This window comes from Chloroflexota bacterium (assembly GCA_034717495.1).
Classification (GTDB): domain Bacteria; phylum Chloroflexota; class Anaerolineae; order JAAEKA01; family JAAEKA01; genus JAYELL01.
This window is the reverse complement of record JAYELL010000092.1, coordinates 1-9,276: the sequence shown is the minus strand read 5'-3', so window position 1 is coordinate 9,276 and position 9,276 is coordinate 1. Positions and strand designations below refer to the sequence as shown.

8 protein-coding genes are annotated in these 9,276 nt (G+C 59.5%); 5 read left to right on the top strand and 3 right to left on the bottom strand.

Annotation, left to right across the window (positions count from 1 at the left end):
* On the bottom strand, positions 1-580 hold a 580-nt coding region (locus tag U9R25_16715), incomplete at its 3' end, for a hypothetical protein (GenBank protein ID MEA3337543.1).
* Positions 581-1,308: 728 nt separating this feature from the next.
* Here U9R25_16715 and U9R25_16710 point away from each other — a divergent pair.
* From U9R25_16710 to U9R25_16690, 5 genes are all read left to right on the top strand, one after another.
* Complete coding sequence (locus U9R25_16710) at positions 1,309-2,052, top strand: PocR ligand-binding domain-containing protein (GenBank protein MEA3337542.1); 744 nt, start codon at positions 1,309-1,311, stop codon at positions 2,050-2,052.
* A 77-nt stretch (positions 2,053-2,129) separates the two neighbouring features.
* Positions 2,130-3,611, top strand: a complete 1,482-nt coding sequence (locus U9R25_16705) for a tetrathionate reductase family octaheme c-type cytochrome (protein ID MEA3337541.1) — start codon at positions 2,130-2,132, stop codon at positions 3,609-3,611.
* Positions 3,608-6,307, top strand: a complete 2,700-nt coding sequence (locus U9R25_16700; GenBank protein MEA3337540.1) for a cytochrome b/b6 domain-containing protein — start codon at positions 3,608-3,610, stop codon at positions 6,305-6,307. Before U9R25_16705 ends, U9R25_16700 begins: the two co-directional genes overlap by 4 nt.
* Positions 6,308-6,403: 96 nt before the next feature.
* On the top strand, positions 6,404-6,976 hold the full coding sequence (locus U9R25_16695; protein ID MEA3337539.1) for a YeeE/YedE thiosulfate transporter family protein: 573 nt from the start codon (positions 6,404-6,406) through the stop codon (positions 6,974-6,976).
* A 60-nt stretch (positions 6,977-7,036) separates the two neighbouring features.
* Entirely contained in the window at positions 7,037-8,260 is a 1,224-nt protein-coding gene (locus U9R25_16690) for a rhodanese-like domain-containing protein (protein ID MEA3337538.1), read from the top strand.
* A 145-nt stretch (positions 8,261-8,405) separates the two neighbouring features.
* On the opposite strand, the gene U9R25_16685 is transcribed toward U9R25_16690, so the two are convergent.
* Together U9R25_16685 and U9R25_16680 are read right to left on the bottom strand one after the other, a co-directional pair.
* A complete protein-coding gene (locus tag U9R25_16685) occupies positions 8,406-8,567 on the bottom strand; it encodes a hypothetical protein (protein ID MEA3337537.1) in 162 nt (53 codons plus the stop codon).
* Between the two features lie 126 nt (positions 8,568-8,693).
* On the bottom strand, positions 8,694-9,188 hold the full coding sequence (locus tag U9R25_16680) for a hypothetical protein (protein MEA3337536.1): 495 nt from the start codon (positions 9,186-9,188) through the stop codon (positions 8,694-8,696).
* Positions 9,189-9,276 lie beyond the last annotated feature (88 nt).

Below are 9,276 nucleotides of genomic sequence, written 5' to 3'. Positions count from 1 at the left end.
TCCCCGCGTCCTTCGCGCCCTCCGCACCCTTCGCGCCTTCGTGGTCCAAACCCTCTCCGTGTCCCCGCGTCCCCGCGTCCCCCCTCTCCGCGTCCCCGCGTCCCCGCGTCGCCGTTTCCTCGGCCAGGCAGGGCTGCTTGCGATAGGCCACCAGCCACAGGCGCTGGTAGAAGTGCATACTGGCCAGAAAGAGCGCCCCGCCAATAGTCGTGTAGATGACCGCCAGATAAGTGCGCGGCAAGGGGGACTGGCGCAGGGCAATGCCCAGGGTGGCCATCACAACGATGATGAGATAGCTCTTCCAGGAATTGAAGGCAAACACACACACGCTATCTGGCAAGCGGCACAGGCGCGCGATATTCGTCTGCGCGGTGTGGGTGAAGCCGAAGCGATAAACCAGGAAAGCCAGACCAATGCCCAGCAGCCCCAGCGTCGCCTCCAGCGCCAGGTCCAGGTCCTGCAACCAGCCCAACGCCCGCCAGAGCAGCATCAGTCCCACTGCAGTCCACATGGCCCCGGCCACGAGAAACAGCCACGACCTGGGCACAGCCGGCTTCAGTTTCCTGATAAACTTCATCATCGTCCTTTCGGTAACGAGCCTGGTGAGCGGGGCGCTCTGAACGCTCCCATGAGCAGCGATGCGCCTACCTGCGGGATCAAACCCTCTTTCCCATGTACCCCAGGTGGGAAGAAAATGCAAATCTGTACCAGGAGCCACTTGACGCTGCGTTGGCCAGGAAACACCGTTGGTCAGAATATCCTTTGCTAAGGTACAATGGTACTGGTAGGTCGTGGCTGTCCTCCCTTCAAGTGAATTGGCCTTCACCAGAGAATATACCATGGCCTGCCTGGTGTCATTGATCGCATTCTGTAGTCCGCGCATCGAGGAGCGCACCCGGCCGCGGAGATCGCTGTGAGGCAAGAAAACCCCCCTCGACGCCACGATGGTGTCTCCCAGGAATCGTCACTCCCGCGGCTCGCCAGCGGGCGTTCCGTGAGGAAGGCGGGTGTCCATCGACGTGGACGGCGGAATCACCCCGTGGACGCGTGGTCCAGGCAGTCAATGGATTCCCGCCGACCGCCCAGCCCACCTCTGTCTCGGATCGTCTGTCATGGCGAAGCGGTCGCGGGAATGACGTGAACACAGGCGACGATCCCGCCAACTGGCACGGCAAGACCCAGCAGTACCTTATGATCTATATCATAGACTCCCACTTCAACACATGCTAGACTTATTGCGTTCTCTTATCGCATTCTATGGTATTCTATGGTATTCTATTGCAGTTTTACGAGACAGGATAACCAACCATGACCGAACTTCTCACCGCCAAGCAGGTGCAGGACCTGTTGCTGGTAGACCGCACCACCATCTACCGCATGCTAAAAGATGGCCGGCTCAACGGAACAAAAATCGGTCATCAGTGGCGATTCGATCGTCAGGAGGTGCAGGCTTTTTTGTCGGGGGGGCATTCCCTCCCGACGGAAAGCGTCCTCAGCGAGGACGTGCTGCCCTTTCAATGTGTTCAGGCCACCCAGGACGTCTTCGCCGAAGTGGCCCAGGTCGGCTCGGTAACGACCGATCCTCAGGGCCAGCCATTGACCGAGATCAGCAATACCTGCTCCTTCTGCCGGCTCATCCTGAGCAGCGATTCGGGACGGCGGGCCTGCCAGGAATCCTGGCGCAGATTGGCCCAGCAGTCGGAGCAGCGCCCTGCCTTTGTCAACTGCCATGCCGGCCTGCAATACGCCCGTGCCCGCATCGAGCTGGATAGCGGCCAGTTGACGGCCATGCTGATCGCCGGCCAATTCTACGCCCGGCCGCCCGATCCCGCCGAAGAAACGGCACGCGTGCAGCGCCTGGCCCAGACCCATGAACTGGACGGCCAGGTTCTCACCGCTGCCGCCAGCAAGCTGCCCGTACTGGACCAACGCATGCGCAACCAGATCGGCCGCTGGCTGGAGAAAGTGGCCCATACCTTCGAGGACATCGGTCGAGAGCGAGCCGAACTGATGGGTCGCCTCCGCACCATTGCTGAAATGAGCGCAATCTGATCGCTCTTTCGTTGTTCAATCGATCCCGCCGCAAGTTTCACGAATTCACACACACTGCAGGAATAGAGTGACCCCCCATGCTTAAATCGAAAAAATCCTGGCTAATCGGCGCCCTTCTCACCATCGCTGTAATTGCGGTGGCGCTGATTCTACTTCTGCCCAAACAGACCGCCCAGGCCGATGATCCCTGGGCCCACGTGCCCAAACATCCCACGCACACCGATCACACCGTGACCGCATTGACCGGACCGTTCGAAACCGGCGAGCAGGTAACCCAGGCCTGTCTGGAATGCCACCCCGAGTCCGGTGAACAGATGCTGCATTCCTCACATTTCACCTGGGAGCATGGACCGTACGAACTCCCGGATCAGCCTGAAGCCGTTTTGACTGGCAAAAAGCACGTCATTAACAACTTCTGTATCGGCATCACACCCAACTGGCCACCCTGCACCGCTTGCCATGCCGGTTACGGCTGGGAAGATGAGAATTTCGACTTCACCGATCAGACCAAGATAGACTGTCTGGTCTGCCACGACCAGACAGGCACCTATATCAAACAAAACGCCGGACGTCCGGCGGAGAGCGTAGATCTGGCCGTTGTCGCCCAGAACGTCGGCCTTCCAACCCGCGACAACTGCGGGAGCTGTCACTTCAACGGTGGCGGCGGCGATGCCGTCAAACATGGTGACCTGGACACCTCGCTGACCCATCCCAAGGATGATCTGGATGTACACATGGGCAAGTATGACTTCGTGTGCGTCGATTGCCACCGTACCGAGCAGCATCAGATCGGCGGTCGTTCCATTTCCGTGAGCATGGACAGCGAGAACCAGATCGCCTGCACCGACTGCCATTCCCAAACACCTCACCAGGACGAGCGGCTCAACGTGCACACGTCGACTGTGGCCTGCCAGACCTGCCACATTCCCGAGTTCGCCCGCAAGAAGGCCACCAAGGTCGAATGGGATTGGTCGAAAGCCGGGCAGGATATCCCGCAAGACCCCCACGAGTATCTGAAGATCAAGGGAGAGTTCGTGTACGAAGACAGCGTCGTGCCCGAGTATGCCTGGTATAACGGTGGCACGGAGCGCTACTTCCTGGGAGACACAATCGATCCTGCGCAGGTGACAAACATCAACCAACCCACGGGCAGCATCGATGATCCCACCGCCACCATCTGGCCTTTCAAGGTCCACCACGCCAGTCAGATCTACGACAGCCAGTACAACTACCTGCTGCCCCCTAAAACCTACGGCGACGGCGGCTACTGGGTCGATTTCAATTGGGATGAGGCTGCCCGCTTGGGCGCCGAGGCCAACGACATGGCCTACAGTGGCGAATACGATTTCGCGCCCACCGACATGTATTGGCCCATTACCCACATGGTGGCCCCCAAGGAGCAGGCCCTGCAGTGCGATAACTGCCACACCGCGGAAGGAGAGGGAGTCCTGGATTGGCGCGCCCTGGGCTACGAGGGCGATCCCATGTTCTACGGTGGTCGCGCCGAGCAGATGCAAGCAACCGAGACCTCTGAGACTGCTAAGGGAGGCGCCCAATGAGCCCCGTTCGCAGCTTGTTCGGTCACTGGCGTCTGGCTACCCTGGCCTTTGTTGCGCTCTTGCTGATGGGCAGCGCGGCCGCAACAGCTTTCGCCGACCCATCGCCCCTGCATCCCACCTTCCCCTTCCTCGATGAGGATGGCCTGAATGTGTTGGAGTCCGGCAAGCCTGTGTCCACCATGCAGACCTGCGGCGCCTGTCATGATACGGCCTACATCGAGAGTCACAGTTACCACACCTCCCTGGGTTCGGATCACATGGTGGCACCTGGCCAGGTGCCGGACGGGCGGCCCTGGGACATGAGCCGTGGCCTATTCGGCCAGTGGGACCCTATCAACTATCGCTACCTGACGCCCAAAGGCGATGAGCTTTTCGATCTGGGAACGCCTGACTGGATCAAGCTGTTCGGCGAAAGGCACGCGGGCGGCGGGCCGGCCGTGCTCAGCCAGGATGGCCTCCCTTTGGCCGAGTTAGAGGCCACGCCGGGCGATCCGGAAACCAGTACCCACGATCCCAACACGGGCACGACGGCTGCCTGGGATTGGAGCGACTCGGGCACGGTCGAGATGAACTGCTTCCTCTGCCACATGCCGCAGTCCAACAACGATGCGCGGGTGGAGGAATTGCAGGCAGGAGACTTTGGCTGGGCCGACACGGCTACCCTTTTGGGTACCGGCATTGTGGAAAAACAGGACGACGGTTGGACGTGGAACAGGGATGCCTTCCAGGAGAACGGTGAGCTGGCCCCTGAGTTCGTCACCCTGCAAGGCCCAACCTCCACCAACTGTGGTCAGTGCCACGGCGCGGTCCACGAAAGCAGCGATCCCCTGATCTGCGCTGACATCAAGGCAACCGACTGGAATTCCATGCGCACCGGCCAGATCTACTCCGGCCAGCGTCTCTCCGACTCCGGGATGAACATGGCCGGCAAGGAAAGCCTGACCCTGCCCTGGGACATCCATGCCGAGCGCAACCTGCGCTGCACCGATTGCCACTTCTCCCTCAACAACCCCGACTACCAGCAGGAATCGGATCTCACCCGGCCCGATTATCTGACTTACGATCCCCGGCGCCAGGATATCGGCGCATACCTCTATCGTCCCAGTCACCAGTTCGCCAAGGGTGATACGGCCCAGCATACGCTGGCTCCCGAGTTCAGCGGCTCGATGCGCCAATGCGAGGACTGCCATAGCATCGAAGAGACCCACGACTGGTTGCCCTATAAAGAGACTCACATGAACGCCGTTCGTTGCGAGTCCTGCCACGTCCCCAAGATGTATACAGCCGGCCTTGAGCAGAACGACTGGACGGTGCTCACGCTGGACGGCCAGGCGCAGACGACCCACCGCGGCGTCGAAGGCGAATGCGGCAACCCGCGGGATCTGATGACCGGCTACCAGCCGGTTCTGCTGCCGTTCGAGGGCGCCGATGGCCAGACCAGGCTAGCTCCATTCAACCTGATCACCTCCTGGTATTGGGTGCACGGCGATCCCGAGCGGCCCGTGCGCATCGAGGACTTAACGGCGGTCTATCTGGATGGCGATAGTTATCACCCTGAGATCCTGGCCGCTTTCGACGCCAACCACGACGGTCAAATCGATGAAGTCGAGCTCAGGCTGGACAGCGATGCCAAAACAGCGCTCATCCAGCAGAAGCTGCAGGCGTTGGGCCTGCAGAATCCACGCATTCTCGGCGAGGTGCTGCCCTATAACATCAGCCACAACATCGTCTCCAGCGACTGGGCCACCAAAGATTGTGATGCCTGTCATAGTGAAGACTCGCGCGTCGCCCAGGGCATGATCCTGGGCCCGTACACGCCAGGGGGCGTGCTGCCGGCCTTTGGCGCCAACAGTGGCATAAGCCAGTCGGGCCAGTTCACCGTCGATGACAGTGGCGCCCTGCTCTACGAGCCCAACGTAGAAGCAGATGGCCTCTATCTTCCAGGACACAACAACGTGCCACTGGTGGACATCATCGGCTGGCTGGCCGTGCTGGGCGTCCTGCTGGGCATCATCGTGCATGGCGGTTATCGCCTCTACCAGGCCGCCAGATATCCGCGCCAGGAGCATGAGTTGAAGGAAGTCTACATGTACACCTTCTACGAGCGGCTCTGGCACTGGACGCAGGCCATCGTCATCCTGCTGCTGATCGCTACCGGTATCGTCATCCACCGGCCTGACTGGTTCGGCTGGGCTGATTTTGGGCTGATGGTGCCTATACACAATATCCTCTCCATCCTCCTGGTGATCAATGCCCTGTTCGCCGTGTTCTATCACTTTGCCAGTGGCGAGATCAAGCAATACCTGCCCGAACCACATGGCTTCTTCCGGCGTGGCATCACGCAGGTGGACTTCTATCTCAGAGGCATCTTCCGGGGCGAGGACCACCCCTTCGAAAAGACGCCCGAGCAGAAGCTCAATCCTTTGCAGCAGGTTACCTACTTCGCCATACTCAATATCCTTCTGCCGCTCCAGATCCTGACCGGTTTGTTCATGTTTGGCACCCGCTGGTGGCCCCAGCTGGCGATCTTCCTGCCCATCCTGGCGCCCCTGCACACGCTGGTCGCCTGGTTTTTCGTGGCCTTCGTCATCCTGCATGTCTATTTGACGACCACCGGATCGACCGTCACCGCCGACCTTGAAGGAATGATCACCGGTTGGGACAAGGTAGAAGTGCATGAACACCCGGCAGCATGATCGTCAAGACCATCGTCCTGCTGGACCTCCAAAGTGACTTTTTTATAGCAGGTCCGCCACCCGGCGGCATGCCCAAATAGGAGCAGAGTTCCCGTTATGACCACAGCAACGCACACCACAAAAAACCTGCCCGCCACGGCAGAATCCGATAGCAAGTCCCAACCCCGGCCTTTCGTCAATCCCTATCTCGGCGGCCTGTTTATGGGCGTGGTTCTGTTCCTTTCCTTCTTCCTCACCGGCAACGGCCTGGGCGCCTCGGGCGGACTCAACCGCTTGATCATCTGGGCCATTGATCTGGTAGCGCCCGAGCACGTGGACCGGGTCTCCTACCTGATCCACTACGCTGGCGGCGACAAGAACGCTATGGACCACTGGATCGTACTGATGACGGTGGGCATCCTCCTGGGCGGGCTGATCTCCGGTCTGGTCGGGCGGCGCGTGAAAGCTGAAACCGTTCGCGGTCCCCGCATCACCGACCACCAGCGTTGGCTGTTCGCCCTTATTGGTGGCGTCATCGCCGGCTTTGGCGCTCGCATGGCGCGGGGTTGCACGTCAGGGCAGGGCCTGTCAGGCGGCGCCACACTTTCAGTCGGCAGTTGGGCCTTTCTGCTGTGCTTCTTCGTGGGCGGCTATGCCCTGGCCTACTTCGTACGCAAACTCTGGACGTGATCGGACCTCCGACCACTGACCGCTACCCGCTAATCACTAATCACTGACACGGAGGCACTCATGGGGCCTTTTGCACTCAACGAAATCGTCGGCAAATTCGGAACCTATCTCATCTACCTTTTGATCGGCATGGGATTCGGGGCATCGCTGGAGATGGTGGGCTTTGGCCGTTCCACCAAACTTACAGCGCAATTCTATCTGCGGGATATGACCGTCTTCAAGGTCATGTTCAGCGCCGTTCTGGTGGCCATGGTGCTGATTTTCGGCGCGGCCGGCCTGGGGCTGCTCGACTACGACCGCATCTGGGTGCCGCCCACCTATCTGGTTCCCGGCATGCTGGGCGGCCTGTTGTTGGGTGTGGGTTTCATCATCGGCGGCTTCTGTCCCGGCACCTCGGTGGCATCCCTCGCCACCCTCAAGAAAGATGCTCTCTTTTTCCTCATGGGCATCCTGGGAGGCATCGTGCTTTTCGGCGAAACCTCCGGTTACTTCGATCACTTCTGGGAATCCACCTACCTGGGACGTCTCACCTTGCCCGACCTGCTCGGCCTTCCCACCGGCATCACCGTGTTCCTGGTGACTGTGATGGGCGTATTCGCCCTCTGGGGAGCGGAGCAGATCGAACGGGCGATGCGCCAAAAGGACGGGCTGGAAGTCAAACAGATTAGCCGGTGGGTTTCCGCCGGGGCCGGGGTGCTGCTCATGGGCGGACTGGCCGTGATGCTGATCGGCCAACCCACCGCGGACCAGCGCTGGCAACGCGTTGCTGCCGAGAAACAACCCATGTTGGACAACCGGGAGGTGCAGATCCATCCCGCCGAGCTGCGTGACGTTTTCTTCAACTCGCTGGTCAACCTGGTCATGTTGGACGTGCGCGACGAAGCTGATTACAATCTGTTCCACATCAAGGACGCCGAACGCGTGCCGCTCGACCAGCTGGAGGGCTTGGCAAAAGATCTCAAAGCCGGTCCGCCAGGCACAATCGTCGTCCTGATGAGCAACGATGAGACCCGCGCCACCGAGGGATGGAAGACTCTTGTGGGCCAGGGGGTCGCCAACACCTACATCCTCGAAGGAGGCCTGAACAACTTCATCGCCATGTGCAGCGAGTCCCCCTTTGCGTCCATCCCGGGCGGCGATGAAACACTGCGCTACGAGTTGGACGCTGCCCTGGGGCACAATCACCCCACGTCCAACCTGCGAGAACACGGCAAGGAGATCGAGTTCACCCCCAAGGTGAAGATCGAGAAGCAGGCACCTACGGGCGGCGGCGGCTGCGGCTAACCAGGGACCGGTCGCTTCACCAGGTCAGCAGTGAGACGCGGCCTGTGAAGCCTGGTGCGAATTGAAGTGATTCCTGATAGAGACCGGGAGTTTGCCAGCATCATCGCCGCTCGTGTGGCCACCCTCAAACCCCTGGTTTCAAAGTTCATTCGTACCTGGCCTGTTGTTCCCGAATGGCCCGCAAACGCTCGATACGAGGCGTCGGTTGAGCTGCCCATTTCTGATACGCTTGTTCGTCGCGGCTCTGTCGACGTTGGATATATCGGTCGATCGATTCGCGATTCGCCAGATAGTAGGTGATGGCCATCGATTTCCTCGAAATACACAAATAGCCCGGGAGTCCAGTTGGGTCAGCCCATTCACCGAGGCTGACCCAACTGGATTTTACCCGAGTCTATCTTCTATTGGAGAGTTCTGGTGCAACCGCCGCAGTCTACTGATCCATTGCCTCGCACAAAGCCGCTTCATCGTATACTCTGTGACCGGTGCAAGATGCTTCGCCAAGTTCTGAGTCGTAGGTGCAATGTCCAGCCTCGAACCACACGGAACCGTATCCGGGCACGGTCACGTTCCAGCCCAGCCCGGATGTGGTACCCCACGTATCGAAAGGCGCATAGTATTTCACATTTTGCGCCCATCGACTGTGGACCTCAAAGCCCGACTCCGTGTTATAGATGCGATCGCGAGCCCTATTGTGATCCAAAATCCTCACAGGTTCGCCCTCCTGGTCATAAAACGTGGTGCTTTGCCGGGTTCCCTCAACGGCATCCATGACATTGAAACCGTCACATTCGGCCAGCAAAAACACGTCAGATATTGGGGTTGTTTCGTGATCCGGAGGACCGGCCAGCGCAGGCATGACGGCAATCAGCAGTAACACTAAAGCCATGATAGCCGGAACGATGTGCGTAATTCGTCGGGACAACATGGTAATACCTCCTGAAAGTGAAAGAATGTCAACAGAATATTCGACAGGAGGACAATATCATAGAGAGCGTTTCAAAAGCGTTTCATCA

Bases quoted from the DNA above. Each gene is read 5' to 3' on its own strand.
- U9R25_16710 (MEA3337542.1), top strand. From the start codon at position 1,309: ATGACCGAACTTCTCACCGCCAAGCAGGTGCAGGACCTGTTGCTGGTA.
- U9R25_16705 (MEA3337541.1), top strand. From the start codon at position 2,130: ATGCTTAAATCGAAAAAATCCTGGCTAATCGGCGCCCTTCTCACCATC.
- U9R25_16700 (MEA3337540.1), top strand. From the start codon at position 3,608: ATGAGCCCCGTTCGCAGCTTGTTCGGTCACTGGCGTCTGGCTACCCTG.
- U9R25_16695 (MEA3337539.1), top strand. From the start codon at position 6,404: ATGACCACAGCAACGCACACCACAAAAAACCTGCCCGCCACGGCAGAA.
- U9R25_16690 (MEA3337538.1), top strand. From the start codon at position 7,037: ATGGGGCCTTTTGCACTCAACGAAATCGTCGGCAAATTCGGAACCTAT.
- U9R25_16685 (MEA3337537.1), bottom strand. From the start codon at position 8,567: ATGGCCATCACCTACTATCTGGCGAATCGCGAATCGATCGACCGATAT.
- U9R25_16680 (MEA3337536.1), bottom strand. From the start codon at position 9,188: ATGTTGTCCCGACGAATTACGCACATCGTTCCGGCTATCATGGCTTTA.